Consider the following 15,187-nt stretch of genomic DNA (forward strand, 5'->3'; position numbering starts at 1 on the left):
GGGCGGCAGGGTTCGGATCCGAGACGGAGGGGAGCGGCGTGGGGGAGATCGACGAGGGGCTGGAGCGGGTGCTGCACACCCGGCCCGTCCCGCAGTCCACGGCGGCCCGGGTGCGCTTCCTGGTGCGGGCGGCGAAGGGCTCCACCCGGCAGGTCGCGCAGCAGCTCGGCGTCTCGCAGCGCACCGTGCAGCGCTGGCTGAAGGATCCGCACGTCCGGCCGAAGCCGGCTGCGCTGCAGGCCATCGAGCAGGCGGTGCGCGCGGGTTGGCAGCCGCGGGTGCGGGCCCGGGTGCGGCGTGCGGCGGAGTCGGGCGGGTTCATGCTGCACACCAGCGCCCGGTTCGGCTTCGCCTCGGCGGCCGGTTCCACCGACGACCCCCGGCTGCGGCAGATCACCCAGCACCTGCCGGGGGAGGTCGCCCGGCGGCTGTTCGCGGCCCGCGACGCCGGGGCGGACGAGGCGCAGCAGGCCGACATCCTCGCGGAGGGCCTGCAGGAGGCGTACTTCCGGGACGCCGGGCGCCGGGCCTCCGGCCTGGCGGTGGAGTTCACCGGCATCCAGTGGGCCGATTTCGAGATCGACCGATAAGAAACATGATCTGTAAATCTGTGATGCAGATCATAGCTTGATGCAGTGTCGGCACGGACAGAATGGCCGGTCAACGTTTGATCGCCGCCGTGCCGACCCGCAGCGGCGGCCGCGCCAGCCGGGGGGCCCATGCCGCACGCACCGCACGACCTGTTCCAGGACACCGCACGCCTCGTCGAGATCGAGGACGGCGTCCACGTCTACCTCCAGTCGCTCAGCGGATGGTGCATCAGCAACGCCGGCGTCCTCGCCGGGCGCCGCTCCACCACCCTGGTCGACTGCACCGCCACCGAGCGCCGCGCGCTGGCCCTGAAGGCCGCGGTCGCGGAGCTCACCCCGCACCCGGTCACCCGGGTCGTCATCACCCACCACCACGGCGACCACCACTACGGCGCCAGCCTGTTCACCCCGCAGGCCACCGTCATCGCCCACGAGGAGGCGCGCGCGGCCAACCTGCTCGACGGGCTCAACCTGCCCGTCATCTGGCCCGAGGTGCAGTGGGGCGCGGTACGGCCGATGGAGCCCGACCTGACCTTCAGCGACCGGCTCACCCTCCACCTCGACGACCGCCCGGTGGAGCTCGTCCACTACGGCCCGGCCCACACCACCGGCGACCTGGTGGTCTGGCTGCCCGACACCCGGGTGCTGTTCGCCGGCGACCTCACCTTCAGCGGAACGACGCCGTTCGTGATGATGGGCTCGGTGACCGGCGGCATCGAGACCCTGGAGCAGCTCGCCGCCCTCGACCCGGCAGTGGTCGTCAGCGGCCACGGCCCCGTCCAGGACGCCTCCGTCATCGCCACCAACCTGCGCTACCTGCGTCTCGTCCTGCAGCTCGCACGCGAGGGCCGCGCCGCCGGACTGACCCCGCTGGAGGTCGCCCGGGACGCCGACCTCGGCGAGTTCGCCGACCTGCCGGAGTCGGAGCGCCTGGTCGCCAACCTGCACCGCGCCTACCACGACCTCTCCGGCGGCGTCCGCGGCGAGCGCCTGGAGATCCCGCCGGTGCTCCGCGACATGATCACCTGCAACGGCGGCGCCCCGCTGCGCTGCTTCGCCTGACCGGAGTCCCCGACCGTCACCGCGTCGCCACCCCCGGGCGGGCCCGCCCGTCCGGGGGTGCCGCCCCGCGGTCGATGCCCGGAGGACGGCGTCGGGCCGCGTGCGCCGCGCCCACCGGTCGGCCGCCCGCGCCGCACTCCTCGTCCGCCGACGCGACCTCGCCGACGCGACCCCGTCGATGCCCGAGCCCGACCGGGCCGCCCGAGCCGCGGCGCGCCCGGCGCCGTCCCCCGGGCCACCCGGGTGGGCGAACCGTCGGCCCGGACCTTGATCGCCCCGTCACGGGCGGCCGGACCGCGCGCCGCGCCGGGTGTCCGCCCGACCACCGGCCGTGTGCCGCGCCCCGCCCGCTGCGCTCCGGTCGCTCCTGTCCGCTCTGCCGGATTTAGCCTGAGATGCCCTGACCAAGACGGGCAGGCTGCTACCCGTCCGGCTGCTGGAGGTGTCACGTGGGGGTACCCGCGGCTCGCATCGTGTTCGACGAGGCCGACCGGGCGGCGGCAGCCGAAGCGGTCGAGGAGATCCTCGCCACCGGCGCGCTGACCCTCGGCCCGTGGACGGAGCGGTTCGAGGAGGCCTTCGCGGCCGAGCACGGGGCCGCCCACGCGGTCGCCGTCTCCAGCGGCACCGCCGCCCTCGAGGTCCTGCTGCGCACCGTCGGCGTCCGCGGCCGCGACGTCGTCGTCCCCGCCGTCACCTTCTACGCCACCGGCGCCGCCGTCCTGCACGCGGGCGGCAACCCGGTGATGGCCGACGTCGACCCCGCCACCCTCGCCCTCAGCCCCGCCACGCTGGAGGCCGCCCTCACCCCGGACACCGCCGCCGTCGTCCTCGTCCACATCGGCGGCCTGATCACCCCCGAGGCGGACGCCCTGCGCGTCCTGTGCGACGCCCGCGGCATCGCCCTGGTCGAGGACGCCGCCCACGCCCACGGCAGCAGCTACGACGGCCGCGCCGCCGGCAGCTTCGGACTCGGCGGGGCCTTCTCCTTCTACCCGACGAAGGTCGTCACCAGTGGCGAGGGCGGCATGATCCTCACCGGCTCCGCCGAGGTCCGCGACGAGGCCCGGATCTACCGCGACCAGGGCAAGGGCTCCTTCACCACCAACCACCACGTCCGGCAGGGCTACGCCTGGCGGCTCGGCGAACTCAACGCCGCCGTCGGCACCATCCACCTGCGCCGCCTCAAGGAGTTCGTCGAGGCCCGCCGCGAGGCCGCCCGCCGCTACGACGCCGCCCTCGCCGCCGTCCCCGGCCTCGACGTGCTGCCGGAACCCCCCGGCTGCCGCAGCAACATCTACAAGTACATCGTGCTGCTGCCGCCCGGCACCGACCGCGCCCGCTTCAAGCGCGAGGTCCACGACGGCTTCGGCGTCCGCCTCGCGGGCGAGGTCTACGACCTGCCGCTGCACCGCCAGCCGGTCTTCGGCCCCTACCAGGGACCGCCGCTGCCCGTCTCCGAGGACGTCTGCGCCCGCCAGATCTGCCTGCCCGTCCACTCCGACATGACCGAGGACGAGACCACCCGAGTGATCGAGGCCGTCACGGCCGTCCACCGCCGTCTGGCCCGATGAAGGAGGAGGCACCATGCGCGTAGCCGTCACCGGAGGCTGCGGATTCATCGGTTCGCACGTCGTCGACCGGCTGGTCACCGCCGGCCACGACGTGCTCGTACTGGACACCACCGACCAGTACCTCAACCCCGCCGCCGAGCACGCCCGCGTCGACGTCCTCGACCTGCCCGCCCTCACCGCCGCCCTCAACGGCGCCGAGGTGGTCTTCCACCTCGCCGCCATGGCCGACGTCGAGAAGGTCGCCGCCGACCCCGTCCGCGCCGTCCGGGTCAACATCGACGGCACCGCCACCGTCCTGGAGGCCGCCCGCCTCGCCGGGCTCAGCCGCACCGTCCTCGCCAGCACCGTCTGGGTCTACGGCGCCGCCCAGGCCGAACCCGGGCCCGACGGCGGCGAACTCGACGAACACGTCCCCGTCGACCTCGAACGCAGCGGCCACCTCTACGTGGCCAGCAAGCTCGCCGCCGAGATGCTCGTGCACAGCTACCGCGAGCTCTACGGCCACCACTTCACCATCCTCCGCTACGGCATCCCCTACGGGCCGCGGATGCGCGACGAACTCGTCGTCGCCCGGTTCGTGAAGGCCGCCCTGCGGAACGAACCCATCACCATCGCCGGCGACGGCCGCCAGACCCGCAACTTCGTCTACGTCGAGGACCTCGCCGACGCGCACGTGCACGCCCTCTCGCCGGACGCCCAGGACGAGACCTTCGCCCTGGAGGGCCCCACCGCCGTCTCGATCCGCCAGATCGCCGACACCGTCGACCGCCTGCTCGGCCCCGTCGCCATCGAGCACATCGAGGCCCGCCCCGCCGACTACACCCCGCGCCGGATCTCCGCCGCCCGCGCCAAGCGGCTGCTCGGCTGGTCCCCGCAGACCAGCTTCACCGACGGCGTCAGCCGGTACGTCGACTGGCACCGCGCCCAGGACGACCCGCCCGCACCCCCGCGGCCCGGCCGCTGAACCGGCCGGAGCCGCCCGTGCCCACCGCACTGCTGATCTCCGGATCGATCGGCCAGGGCCACGACGTCATGGCCGAGGCCTGCGCCGACACCCTGCGCGCCGGCGGCTGGACCACCACCACCGTCGACGCCATGGCGCTCCTCGGCAGCACCGCCGGCCGGGCCGGCGAAGCCGTCTTCCGCCGCATGCACGACCTGCCGGGCCTCTACGACGCCTTCCACTTCGCCGCCCTGCGCCCCGGCAGCCGGCTCGCGCTGCTCGCCGACTCCGCCGCCCGCGCCCGGCTCACCCGACAGGTCCGGGTGCTGCTCGACCGGCACCGCCCCGACCTGGTGGTGTCCGTCTTCGCCACCGCCACCTCCGCCGTCAACGACCTGCGCGCCGGACGGCCCGGGATGCGGCACTTCGTGTTCTGCACCGACGTCACCCCGCACCGCCTCTGGGTCCAGGACGGCACCGACCTCTTCCTGGTCACCTCCGAGGTCGCGGCCTGCGCCGTCCGCCGCTACCGGCCCGACGCGCCGACCGCCGTGGTGCCGCCGCCGCTGCGCGAGCCGTTCTACCGGGCGCCCGGGCGCGCCGAGGCCCGCGCCGGACTCGGCGTCCCCGACGACGCGCCGTGCGTGCTGCTGATGTCCGGCTCCTGGGGCCTCGGCCCGCTCGCGAGCACCGCCTCGGCGATCGCCGACGCCGGACCGCACGTCCTGGCGGTGGCCGGCCGCAACCCCGCCCTGGAGCGCCGGCTGCGCGCCGCCGCGGAACGGCAGCCCCGGGTGCACGCCTTCGGCTGGACGGACCGCATCCCCGCCCTGATGGCCGCCGCAGACCTGGTCGTCACCAGCTCCGGCGACACCTGCAGCGAGGCCCGGGCGCTCGGCCGCCGCCTGCTGCTGCTCGACACCGTCCAGGGCCACGGCCGCGACAACCTCCAGCACGAACTGGAGCTCGGCCACGCCGACGTCACCTCCGCCCGCCCCGACGAGATCGCCCGCAACGCCCTCGCCGCCCTCCGCCGCCCGGCCCCCGCCCCCTCGCCCAGCGCCACGCCGGACGCCTGGCGCACCGCCTTCGAGGCCGCACTGGCCCGGGTCGGACTGACGACCGCCGCCTGAGGCCGCCGACCGGTCCTGTGCGGCCCGGGAGGCCCGTGCCGCTCAGGCGGTTCGGGTGGCGAGGCCGTGGTCGCGCAGCGGGCCCAGGGCCAGGCCGAGGGCGGTGCACCGGCCGGCGACGGCCGGCAGCGCGCCGAGCGCGGACCGCCAGGAGCCCGGCGCGGAGGTGCAGTCGGAGTCGTGCAGCAGCACCGTCGCCCCGCCGCGCAGTCCGGGCCGGAGCGCGCGGTACACCGAGTCCGGCGAGGCGCGGGCGGTCCAGTCCCGACCGCAGGCCGTCCACAGCACCGTCCGCAGGCCCAGCCGGTGCGCGGCCGCGGCGAGGCCCGAACTCAGCACCCCGTACGGCGGCCGGTACCAGCGGGGAGGGACCCCGCACAGCTCGGTGACGGCCGCGGCGGTGGCCCGCAGTTCGGCGAGGTCCCGCCCGGGCCGCGGGTACAGCGGACGCCGGTGGTGCCAGCCGTGCACGCCGACCTCGTGGCCGCGCCGGACGAGCTCGCGGCCGAGCTCCGGGGAACGCTCCAGCATGCTGCCGAGGACGAAGAACGTCGCCCGCACCCCGAGCGCGTCCAGCGCCGCCAGGAAGTCCGGCGTGCTCTCCGGGTCCGGTCCGTCGTCGAAGGTCAGCGCGACGTGGCCGGGCGCACCGTGGCCCGCGGTGCGCCGGGCCACGAGCCGGCCGACCGGCGGCAGCCGGGTCACCGCCGGCGCCAGGTGCAGCACCTCGACACCGGCCGCCGCGGCGCCGGCCGCGGCCGCCCAGCGGGCCGGGCCCCTCACGCGAACCGGTCCGCCAACCGCCGGAACACGCCCGGGGCGACGCCGTGCAGCCGGGCCGGCAGGGCCAGCCAGTGCGGGGCGAACACCCGGCTGCGGTTGCCGGTGATGGTCCGGGCGATCGAGTCAGCGATGGACTCCGGCGGCAGCGGCCGGGGTCGGGTGCGGTGGAACGGCGTGCCGCGGCGGGCGAAGAACGGCGTGTCGACGGCGCCCGGCAGGATGATCCGGACCCCGACCCCGGTGCCGCGCAGCTCGTACCAGAGGCTCTCGGCGAACAGCGACAGCCCGCCCTTCACCGCGGCGTACGCGGCCTCGCCGCCCACGCCGACCTGGCCGGCCATCGACCCGAGCAGCACGATCCGGCCGTGGCCGCGCTCCAGCATGCCGGGCAGCAGTGCCCGGGACAGCTGCAGCGGCGCGGCGAGGTCCACCGTCACCATCTCGTCGAGGACCTCCGGCGGCATCCCGGCGAACGGCCCGCGCCAGCCGATCCCCGCACTGGCCACCAGCGCGTCCACCCGCCCGGCCGTGGCCAGCGCCCGCTCGGCGAGCCGCTGCGGCCCACCGGCACCGTTGAGGTCCTCGGCGAGGACCCGGCCGCCCGTCCGGGCCGCGACGGTGTGCAGCCGGGGGGCGTCGGTGCCGGACAGCAGCAGCGACCACCCCATGGCGTGCAGCCGGTCGGCGGTGGCCGCGCCGATCCCGGAGGACGCGCCGGTGATCAGGGCGACCGGCCGGACCGGGCGCACGGCGCGTCCGTCGGCGGCCGTCGTCGCGGCGGTGCGGGTCTCGGTGCTGTCGTCGATGCTCACCTGGGTCACCTGTCTGCGGTGCGGGGGAGGGGGGCGGGGGCCGGTGCGCCGGTCGCGTCGGTGGACGGAGCGGGAGCGGGTGGTGCGTTGGTGACGGGTGCGTGGGTCGGCGCCGCATCGCCGGGTGGTGCACCGGTCGGCGGTGGGCGGGGCGCGTCCGGCGGCGCCTCGACGTCGCCGAACCGGGCGAGGACGACGGTGCCCGCGACCGCGGCGGTGAAGCCGGCCAGCGCGGCCCAGCCGGCGCCCGGCCGGGCCTGGTCGCCGAGGGCCAGCACACCGACCAGCGCCGGGCCGAAGGTCTCCGCGACGGTCCCCGCGGCGGTCGCCGCCGTCACACTGCCGCGCTGCAGCGCCAGCGCGAAGGCCAGATAGCCGCCGAGCCCGCCGAGGACCAGCGCGTACGTCGCCGGATCGGCGAGCACCGCACCGATGCCCGACACGTCCAGGACCCGCACCGCCAGACTGGTGATGCCGAAGCCGACACCGCTGAGCACGCCCAGGGCCACGGCCGCCGCGCCGCCCCGGCGCCGGGCCAGCAGGACGGTGAGCAGCAGCATGACGACCGCCGTGGCCAGCAGCGCCGCGTGGAACGCCGGCCCGGCGTGGTTGCGGCCGTCCGGGCCGGAGGCGAAGGCCAGCAGGGTGAGCCCCGCGACGACGGCCGCGATGCCGGCCAGGTCGCTGCGGTGCAGCCGGGCGCCCAGCAGCCAGACCGCGGCGCCCGCCGTGACGGCGAGACCGGCGTTGGTCACCGCCTGGACGAAGAAGAGGGGCATGGTGCGAAGCGCGACGATGCTCAGCGCGAAGCCGGCGATGTCCAGACCGGTGCCCAGCAGGAACGGGCCCGAACGGGCCAGCCGGACGAGCAGGCCCGGGCGCACCCGGTCGGCGGTCGGCGCGGCCCGCGCGCCGCGGGCCTGGAACACGCACGCGAAGCCGAAGCACACGGCCGCCGCGAGCGCGGTGGCGAGTCCCAGAAGCACGGCTGCTCCAATCCCGCCGGGGCCGCCCCGCACGGCCGGACCGCCCGCCCCACTGCGACGGGATCCACCCTCAGTCTGTGCCACCCCCCGGCACCGTGCAGCCCGCTGCGGCTCAGGGACGGATCGGGCCGAGTCAGGTTGGGGGCGCGGGGAACTGCGCAACCCGGATGCGGCTCACCGTGCGAACCAGGGCTCGGCCCGATCGCGTCACCGTGACCCGTCCCGGGCTGCGCAGTTCTCCCCCAGCCTTCGGCCGGGAGGTGTGCCCCCACGCGTCCCTGGTGTGGCTTGCCCTGATCAGTGCACGGCGGCGGCGAGGGCGGGGAGGGCGAGTGCGGCGGCGCCGATCAGGCCGGCGTCGGTGCCGAGGGCGGCGGGGGCGAGAACGACGTGGGCGGCGAAGGGGAGGGTGGCGTACGCGGCGAGGTGGCGGCGGAGCGGTTCGAAGAGGATGTCGCCGGCCTGGGAGACGCCGCCGCCGACGACGGCGGCGTCGATCTCGACCAGGGCCGCGGTGGCGGCGATGCCGGCGGCGAGGGCGCGGGCCGCGCGGTCGTAGGCGCGGAGGGCGAGCGGATCGCCGAGCCGAGCGGCGGTCGCGACGGCGGCGGCCGACGTGTCACCGTGCGGTGCACGCCAGCCGCTGTCGACGGCCGTCCGGGAGATGGCGGTGCCGCTGGCGAGTCCTTCCAGACAGCCGCGTGAGCCACAGGGACACGGGCGCCCGGCGAAGTCGACGCTGATGTGGCCGAGGTGGCCGGCGTTGCCGCTCGGGCCGGTGTGCAGGCGGCCGTCGAGGACGAGCCCGGCTCCGACGCCGGTGGAGACCACCAGGCACAGGGAGTTGCGGTACGGGCGGGCTGCGCCGCGCCAGTGCTCGGCCGCGGTCATGGCGATGGCGTCACCGCCGAGGACGACCGGCAGACCGTCGACCGCACGGTGCGCGGTGACCTCCGCGTGGAGCGGGAAGGCCCGCCAGGAGGGGATGTTGACGGGGCTGACGGTGCCCGCCCGGGTGTCGACGGGGCCGGCGCTGCCGATGCCCACCGCGCGGACGCAGGCCCACAGCGGGTGGACCGCGAGGGCGTCGAGGACCGACTCCACCGCGTCCCGCATCTCCCGGGCGCTGCCCCTGGCGGGAGTGGGCAGCTGGACGTGGTGCAGCAGGGTGCCGTCCGCGTCGACCAGGCCGCCGGCGATCTTGGTCCCGCCGATGTCCAGTGCTGCCAGCAGGGGCTTGGCGATGGTGCGCCGGTCGTCGACCGCGAGGGCCTTGTTGTAACTCATCGTGACGTCTCCGCGGGTGTGACGGGGGAACGTCCGGCGCTCGGGCAGGGCTGCGCCGGGTCGGTCCGCTCGATTCTGGAGCGCCGATGACAACGATGTCCAGGCCGACCGCCCGACGGTCCCCGGACGAGACTGAATCGTCATTAGGTTAGGCAATCGTTTAGTAAATTAGGTGCTGCTTGTTAACAGAAGCCCTGAATATCAATCTTGACCGGTCTATGGACAGGCCGGAAAGTGACGTCTACGTTAAGCAGCCAGCAGCCGAGACAGGTCGCCGCGTCGGCTCCGGCGGCTGCTCCCCGACCACCAGGACGATCAGCGCGAAGGACGGACGAAGATGCGAAGAGGATGGGTGGCCGCCGCGGCCGCGGCCATGGTTGTGCTCACGGCCTGTAGCAGCGAGGGCGGCGGGAGTTCCTCCTCCGCGGCCACCGCGGGTTCGGACCCGGCCAAGGTCTCGGGCGCGATCACGGTCCTGACCAACCGCACGGACCAGATCAAGGACGGCTCGCTGGACAAGTACGCCGCCGAGTTCGCCAAGCTCTACCCGAACGTCAAGGTCAAGTTCGAGGGCCTCACCGACTACGAGGGTGAGACCAAGATCCGCATGAACACCGAGAACTACGGTGACGTGCTGCTCATCCCGGACAACGTGTCGATCAACCAGTACGCCAACTTCTTCGCCCCGCTCGGCGACGCCTCCGAGCTGTCGCAGAAGTACAACTGGACCGAGTACACCACCGTCAAGGGCAAGGTCTACGGCCTGCCCAACTACGGCACCGCCACCGGCTTCGTCTACAACAAGGCGCTCTGGCAGAAGGCCGGCATCGCCGACTGGCCGAAGACCTCCGCGGAGTTCATCGCCGACCTGAAGGCGATCAAGGAGAAGACCGGGGCGACCCCGTACTACACCAACTACAAGGACGCCTGGCCGATCCAGAAGTGGACCGACAGCATCGGCGCGCCGAACTGCAACCAGGCGGGCAAGGACGCGCTGGCCACGACCGCCCAGCCGTGGGCCGCCGGCCAGGACCTCAACGCCATCGACGGGCTGCTCTACGACATCGTCCACGAGAAGCTCAGCGAGGACGACCCGACCACCACCAACTGGGAGAACTCCAAGAACCTGCTCGCCACCGGCAAGGTCGGCAGCATGGTGCTGGGCTCCTGGGCGATCCCGCAGATGCAGGAGGCCGCCAAGAAGGCCGGTCAGAACCCGGACGACATCGGCTTCCTGCCGTTCCCGCAGGCGACCGGCGGCAAGCTCTGCACGATCCTGCAGCCCGACTACAAGTACGCGGTCAACGTGCACTCCAAGAACAAGGAGGCCGCCCGCGCCTGGATCGACTGGTACATCAACAAGTCCGGCAGCGCCGCGGCCGAGCAGGCCGTCTCCTCCGTCAAGGGCAGCGCCATGCCGACCGTGCTGAAGCCCTTCGAGGACAAGGGCGTCACCCTGCTCCTCGGCCAGAAGCAGGACAATGCCGCCGCCATCAGCAAGATCGACAAGGCGTCCGAGATCGGCCTGACCAGCCCGGACTACCGGCAGAAGCTGATCGACGTCGCCCGCGGCGCGGCCCAGGGCGACAAGAACAGCTACTTCGCGGACCTGAACAAGAAGTGGTCCGAGGCCCAGAAGACGGTCGCCGGCTGACCCACCCCGGACCGGCGGCGCGGCGAGCGCCCGTCACCTCCCCAGCCGGCGGGCCCCGCCGCGCCGCACTCCGGGCGTCGTGCTCAACGAAGGAACGATGATGACTGCACTGCAGAAGGACAGGAAGCAGGGGCCGGCCGCGGCCGCCCCGGCCGGGCCCGCTGCACCGACGAAGCCGGCGCTGCACCGGCGAACCGCCCGCAGGCACTGGTGGTTCACCCCCTGGCTCTACCTGCTCGTCCCGCTCGCCCTCCTGGTGACGTTCACCTACCTGCCGATCGCCGACATGCTCGGCTACAGCCTCACCGACTGGGACGGCCTCAGCCCCACCAAGGAGAACGTCGGCGCGGACAACTACGTCCAGCTCTTCACCCGACCCGAGCTGTTCAAGGTCTTCCTGGTCAGCGGTGTCTACCTCGCGGCGTCCTTCGTGCAGATCGCGGCCGCGCTCTACTTCGCCACCGTGCTCAGCTTCAACACGAAGTTCCGCAACCTGTTCAAGGGGATCCTGTTCTTCCCCTACCTGGTGAACGGCGTCGCGATCGGCTTCGTCTTCCTGTACTTCTTCCAGCCCGGCGGCACCCTCGACTCCGTGCTGCAGCTGCTCGGCCACCACGGCAGGCATATGTGGCTCGGCGACCCCGACCTCGTCAACAAGTCGCTCGCCGGCGTCTCCGTCTGGCGCTACACGGGCCTCAACATGGTGCTGTTCCTCGGCGCGATCCAGTCGATCCCCGGCCACCTCTACGAGGCGGCCGCCCTCGACGGCGCCAACCGCTGGCAGCAGTTCCGGCACATCATCGCCCCCAGCATCAAACCGATCATCAGCCTCAGCGCGATCCTCGCGATCTCCGGCTCGCTCGCCGTCTTCGAGATCCCGTACATCATGACCGGCGGCGCCAACGGCAGCGAGACCTTCGTCATCCAGACCGTCAAGCTCGCCTTCAGGTTCGACAAGGTCGGCCTCGCCTCCGCGAGCGCCGTCGTCCTGCTCGCCGTCATCCTGCTCGTCACCTGGATCCAGCGCCGCCTGGTGCCGGAGGAGAGGGTTGAACTCTCGTGACCACTCCCGACACCGCCGCTGCGCCCCGGACCGGCCGGATCCGCCGGACGCCCCGGATCACCGCCGGCGGCACCGCCAAGTACCTCTCGCTGGTGATCGCCAGTGCGATCGTCCTCGTGCCGATGGTGGTCATCCTCTTCACCTCGCTGAAGGACAGCGCGGAGGCCCAGGCCACCGGCCCCCTGACACCGCCCGACAACTGGCTCAACCTCGGGAACTACCTGACGGCGTTCGACGAGGGCCGGATGCTCCAGGCCTTCCTCAACACCACGGTCATCCTCGTGGTGTCGACCGCCGGCACGGTGCTCATCGGCTCGATGACGGCGTACGCCGTCGACCGGTTCGAGTTCCGGCTCAAGAAGCTCGTCATGGGGCTCTTCCTGGTGGCCACGCTCGTGCCCGGCGTCACCACCCAGGTCGCCACCTTCCAGATCGTCAACGACCTCGGCGCGTTCAACACCCGCTGGGCGCCGATCCTGCTCTACCTCGGCACCGACATCGTCTCCATCTACGTCTTCCTGCAGTTCATCCGCTCGATCCCGGTCTCCCTCGACGAGGCCGCCCGGCTCGACGGCGCCAACAGCTTCACCGTCTACCGGCGGATCATCCTGCCGATGCTGAAGCCGGCCATCGCCACGGTCGTCATCATCAAGGGCATCACCGTCTACAACGACTTCTACATCCCCTTCCTCTACATGCCGGACTCCGAACTCGGCACCGTTTCCACGTCGCTCTTCCGCTTCAAGGGGCCGTTCGGAGCGCACTGGGAGACGATCTCCGCCGGCACCGTCCTCGTCATCCTCCCCACCCTGGTGGTGTTCCTCGCCCTCCAGCGGTTCATCTACAGCGGCTTCGCCGCCGGATCGACCAAGTGACCGGCGCGGCACCGCACCCGCGCCGCGGTGCCGCGCCCCGGATCCAGGAGCGACGAGCGATGAGCCCGCGCATCACCATCCGCGACGTCGCCGCCCGGGCCGGCGTCTCCGCCGGCGCCGTCTCGCTGGCCTTCAACGACCGGCCCGGGCTCTCCGCACCGACCCGCGAGCGGATCCGTGCGGCTGCCACCGAACTCGGCTGGACCCCGCACACCGCAGCGCACCGCCTCGCCCGCGCCACCCCGGCCGACGGCACCGTCGGCCTGGTCATCGCCCGGCCCGCCCGCCAACTCGGCCTCGAACCCTTCTACACGGAGTTCATCTCCGGCATCGCCGGCGTCATCGCCGAGCGGTCCGGCTCGCTGCTGCTGCGGCTCGTCCACGACCGCGACCAGGAGACCGCCGTCCACCGCGCCTGGTGGAAGGACCGCCGCGTCGCCGGCTGCGTCCTCGTCGACCTCACCGAGGACGACCCCCGGATCCCCGCCCTCGCCCGACTCGGCATGCCCGCCGTCGCCGCCGGCCACCCCGGCCTCACCGACGGACGCGCCGCCGCCGTCTGGACGGACGACGCCGCCGCCGTCGAGGAGGCCGTCCGCTACCTCGCCCTGCTCGGCCACCGCCGGATCGCCCGGGTCGGCGGTGATCCCGCCCTCGGCCACACCGCCATCCGCACCCGCGCCCTGGAGAGGACCGCCGCCGACCTCGGACTCGAACCGGCCCGCAGCCTGCCCACCGACTTCTCCGGCCGGGCCGGTGCCCGCGCCACCCGCGACCTGCTCGCATCCGCCGCGCACCAGCCCACCGCGATCATCTACGACAACGACATCATGGCCGTCGCCGGCGCCGCCGTCGCCCGCGAACTCGGCCTGCACATCCCCGGCGACCTCAGCCTGATCGCCTGGGACGACTCCCAGCTGTGCCGTCTCACCCACCCGCCGCTCTCGGCGATGAGCCACGACGTGCACGGCTTCGGAGTCCAGGTCGTCCGCAGCCTCTACGACCTGATCGACCGCAGGCCCGTGACCCCGGGCCCCGCACCGACCCCCGTCCTCGTCCCGCGCGGCAGCAGCGCGCCGCCCCGCGCCGCCTGAGCCGCCGCCACCAGACCCCGGTCCGCCCCCGCCTCCCTGTTGAGGGTCAGGAGTGGCGGGGGCGGACCGGACCACCCGAACCGGAGCACCCATGACCGAGCACCGCCCCGCCGCCGGCCTGCTCACCAACCGGATCCGCCCCTACGCCTGGGGCTCCACCACCGCCGTCCCCGCACTTCTCGGCACCCCGCCCACCGGGCAGCCGCAGGCCGAACTCTGGCTCGGCGCCCACCCCCAGGCCCCCTCGCGGCTGCACCGCGGCACCGACTCCGAAGACCTGACCGACGTCATCGCCCGCGACCCCGGGCGCGAACTCGGCGCCGCCACCGCCGGCCGCTTCGGCGCCCGCCTCCCCTTCCTGCTGAAGGTCCTCGCCGCCGAGCACGCCCTCTCCGTCCAGGTCCACCCGACCGCCGCCCAGGCGGAGGCCGGGTACGCCGCCGAGGAGGCCGCCGGAATCCCGCTCGACGCCCCGCACCGGCTCTACCGGGACCGCCACCACAAGCCCGAAATGCTCTGCGCCCTGGACGACTTCGACGCCCTGTGCGGCTTCCGCCACCCTGCCGCCACCGCCGGACTGCTCGCCCCGCTGCACGTCCCCGCACTCCGCCCCTGGCTGGACGTGCTGCGCACGGGCGACCCGGCCACCGCGCTGCGCACCGTCCTCACCGAGGCACTCGGCCCCGGCCGGGCCCGTGCCACCGGCGCCGCCACCGAACTCACCACCGCGCTGGCCCGCGCCGCCGAGCGACCCGGCCCGCACACCCGCGCCTACGCCGCCTACGCGGCCGCCGCCCGCGACTACCCCGGCGACCCCGGCCTGGTCGCCGCCCTGCTGCTCAACCACGTCCACCTGCGGCCGGGTCAGGCGATCCACCTGGACGCCCGCGTCCCGCACGCCTACCTGCACGGCACCGGCGTCGAGATCATGGCCAACTCCGACAACGTGCTGCGCTGCGGTCTGACCCCCAAGCACGTCGACACCGACGCGCTCGCCGCCGTCGTCGACTTCCGGCCCACCGAGCCGGACGTGCTGTCACCCCGCAGCGACACCCGCGGCGAGACCCACTACCCGGCCCCCGCCGCCGAGTTCGCCCTCTCGCGGCTCGACCTCGCCGGTACCGCCGACCTCCGCGACCACGGCCCGCAGATCCTGCTCTGCACCGGCGGCACCGCCCGCCTCGGCCAGCCGGACGGCCCCGCGCTCGCTCTCCACCGGGGCAGCAGTGCCTACCTCCCGGCCGCCACCGCCGTCCGGCTCGACGGGCACGCCACGCTCTACCGCGCCCGCGTGCCCGCCTGACCCTCCGCTCCACCGCTTACTGCCGGCA

14 protein-coding genes are annotated in these 15,187 nt (G+C 74.0%); 10 read left to right on the plus strand and 4 right to left on the minus strand.

All coding sequences use genetic code 11. The annotated features are described in order from the left end of the window. Window positions 1–38 precede the first annotated feature (38 nt). From tpg to IE98_RS0112680, 5 genes are all read left to right on the plus strand, one after another. Window positions 39–590 carry a telomere-protecting terminal protein Tpg gene (gene tpg / locus IE98_RS0112660; protein ID WP_030268266.1) on the plus strand — a complete coding sequence of 184 codons (552 nt, stop codon included), beginning with the start codon at window positions 39–41 and terminating at the stop codon, window positions 588–590. Between the two features lie 129 nt (window positions 591–719). After that, window positions 720–1,652: an MBL fold metallo-hydrolase gene (locus IE98_RS0112665; RefSeq protein WP_052390454.1), complete on the plus strand. Its 933-nt coding sequence runs from the start codon at window positions 720–722 to the stop codon at window positions 1,650–1,652. A gap of 449 nt (window positions 1,653–2,101) precedes the next feature. After that, entirely contained in the window at window positions 2,102–3,226 is a 1,125-nt protein-coding gene (locus IE98_RS0112670) for a DegT/DnrJ/EryC1/StrS family aminotransferase (protein ID WP_030268269.1), read from the plus strand. 13 nt (window positions 3,227–3,239) lie between these two features. Continuing rightward, window positions 3,240–4,190 carry an NAD-dependent epimerase/dehydratase family protein gene (locus IE98_RS0112675; RefSeq protein WP_030268270.1) on the plus strand — a complete coding sequence of 317 codons (951 nt, stop codon included), beginning with the start codon at window positions 3,240–3,242 and terminating at the stop codon, window positions 4,188–4,190. Between the two features lie 17 nt (window positions 4,191–4,207). After that, window positions 4,208–5,302: an MGDG synthase family glycosyltransferase gene (locus tag IE98_RS0112680; protein WP_043174018.1), complete on the plus strand. Its 1,095-nt coding sequence runs from the start codon at window positions 4,208–4,210 to the stop codon at window positions 5,300–5,302. A 42-nt stretch (window positions 5,303–5,344) separates the two neighbouring features. Here the strand turns inward: IE98_RS0112680 and IE98_RS42385 are convergent, their stop codons facing one another. From IE98_RS42385 to IE98_RS0112700, 4 genes are all read right to left on the minus strand, one after another. Next, window positions 5,345–6,085: a polysaccharide deacetylase family protein gene (locus IE98_RS42385; protein ID WP_078660968.1), complete on the minus strand. Its 741-nt coding sequence runs from the start codon at window positions 6,083–6,085 to the stop codon at window positions 5,345–5,347. Continuing rightward, window positions 6,082–6,897, minus strand: a complete 816-nt coding sequence (locus IE98_RS0112690; protein WP_234443522.1) for an SDR family NAD(P)-dependent oxidoreductase — start codon at window positions 6,895–6,897, stop codon at window positions 6,082–6,084. The genes IE98_RS42385 and IE98_RS0112690 overlap by 4 nt, the downstream gene beginning before the upstream one ends. Window positions 6,898–6,902: 5 nt before the next feature. Beyond that, window positions 6,903–7,883 carry a hypothetical protein gene (locus IE98_RS0112695; RefSeq protein ID WP_052390456.1) on the minus strand — a complete coding sequence of 327 codons (981 nt, stop codon included), beginning with the start codon at window positions 7,881–7,883 and terminating at the stop codon, window positions 6,903–6,905. Window positions 7,884–8,180: 297 nt separating this feature from the next. After that, a complete protein-coding gene (locus IE98_RS0112700; RefSeq protein WP_052390457.1) occupies window positions 8,181–9,170 on the minus strand; it encodes an ROK family protein in 990 nt (329 codons plus the stop codon). 337 nt (window positions 9,171–9,507) lie between these two features. Here IE98_RS0112700 and IE98_RS0112705 point away from each other — a divergent pair, with 337 nt between their 5' ends. From IE98_RS0112705 to manA, 5 genes are all read left to right on the plus strand, one after another. Continuing rightward, window positions 9,508–10,824, plus strand: coding sequence for an ABC transporter substrate-binding protein (locus IE98_RS0112705; RefSeq protein ID WP_030268280.1), 1,317 nt, complete (start codon window positions 9,508–9,510; stop codon window positions 10,822–10,824). A gap of 100 nt (window positions 10,825–10,924) precedes the next feature. Further along, window positions 10,925–11,887, plus strand: a complete 963-nt coding sequence (locus IE98_RS0112710) for a carbohydrate ABC transporter permease (RefSeq protein ID WP_030268282.1) — start codon at window positions 10,925–10,927, stop codon at window positions 11,885–11,887. Next, the gene (locus tag IE98_RS0112715) at window positions 11,884–12,762 is read left to right on the plus strand and encodes a carbohydrate ABC transporter permease (RefSeq protein ID WP_030268284.1); all 879 of its coding nucleotides are present in this window, start codon (window positions 11,884–11,886) and stop codon (window positions 12,760–12,762) included. The genes IE98_RS0112710 and IE98_RS0112715 overlap by 4 nt, the downstream gene beginning before the upstream one ends. 59 nt (window positions 12,763–12,821) lie before the next feature. Further along, entirely contained in the window at window positions 12,822–13,856 is a 1,035-nt protein-coding gene (locus tag IE98_RS0112720; protein WP_030268286.1) for a LacI family DNA-binding transcriptional regulator, read from the plus strand. 91 nt (window positions 13,857–13,947) lie between these two features. Next, the gene (manA, locus tag IE98_RS0112725; RefSeq protein ID WP_030268288.1) at window positions 13,948–15,159 is read left to right on the plus strand and encodes a mannose-6-phosphate isomerase, class I; all 1,212 of its coding nucleotides are present in this window, start codon (window positions 13,948–13,950) and stop codon (window positions 15,157–15,159) included. Window positions 15,160–15,187: the final 28 nt, after the last annotated feature.

The organism is Streptomyces sp. NRRL B-24484, assembly GCF_000717715.1.
Classification (GTDB): Bacteria; Actinomycetota; Actinomycetes; order Streptomycetales; family Streptomycetaceae; genus Kitasatospora.

Coding starts and splice junctions, on each gene's coding strand:
- IE98_RS0112665 (WP_052390454.1), top strand. CDS start 720: ATGCCGCACGCACCGCACGACCTGTTCCAGGACACCGCACGCCTCGTC.
- IE98_RS0112675 (WP_030268270.1), top strand. CDS start 3,240: ATGCGCGTAGCCGTCACCGGAGGCTGCGGATTCATCGGTTCGCACGTC.
- IE98_RS0112710 (WP_030268282.1), top strand. CDS start 10,925: ATGACTGCACTGCAGAAGGACAGGAAGCAGGGGCCGGCCGCGGCCGCC.
- manA (WP_030268288.1), top strand. CDS start 13,948: ATGACCGAGCACCGCCCCGCCGCCGGCCTGCTCACCAACCGGATCCGC.
- IE98_RS0112720 (WP_030268286.1), top strand. CDS start 12,822: ATGAGCCCGCGCATCACCATCCGCGACGTCGCCGCCCGGGCCGGCGTC.
- IE98_RS0112700 (WP_052390457.1), bottom strand. CDS start 9,170: ATGAGTTACAACAAGGCCCTCGCGGTCGACGACCGGCGCACCATCGCC.
- IE98_RS0112705 (WP_030268280.1), top strand. CDS start 9,508: ATGCGAAGAGGATGGGTGGCCGCCGCGGCCGCGGCCATGGTTGTGCTC.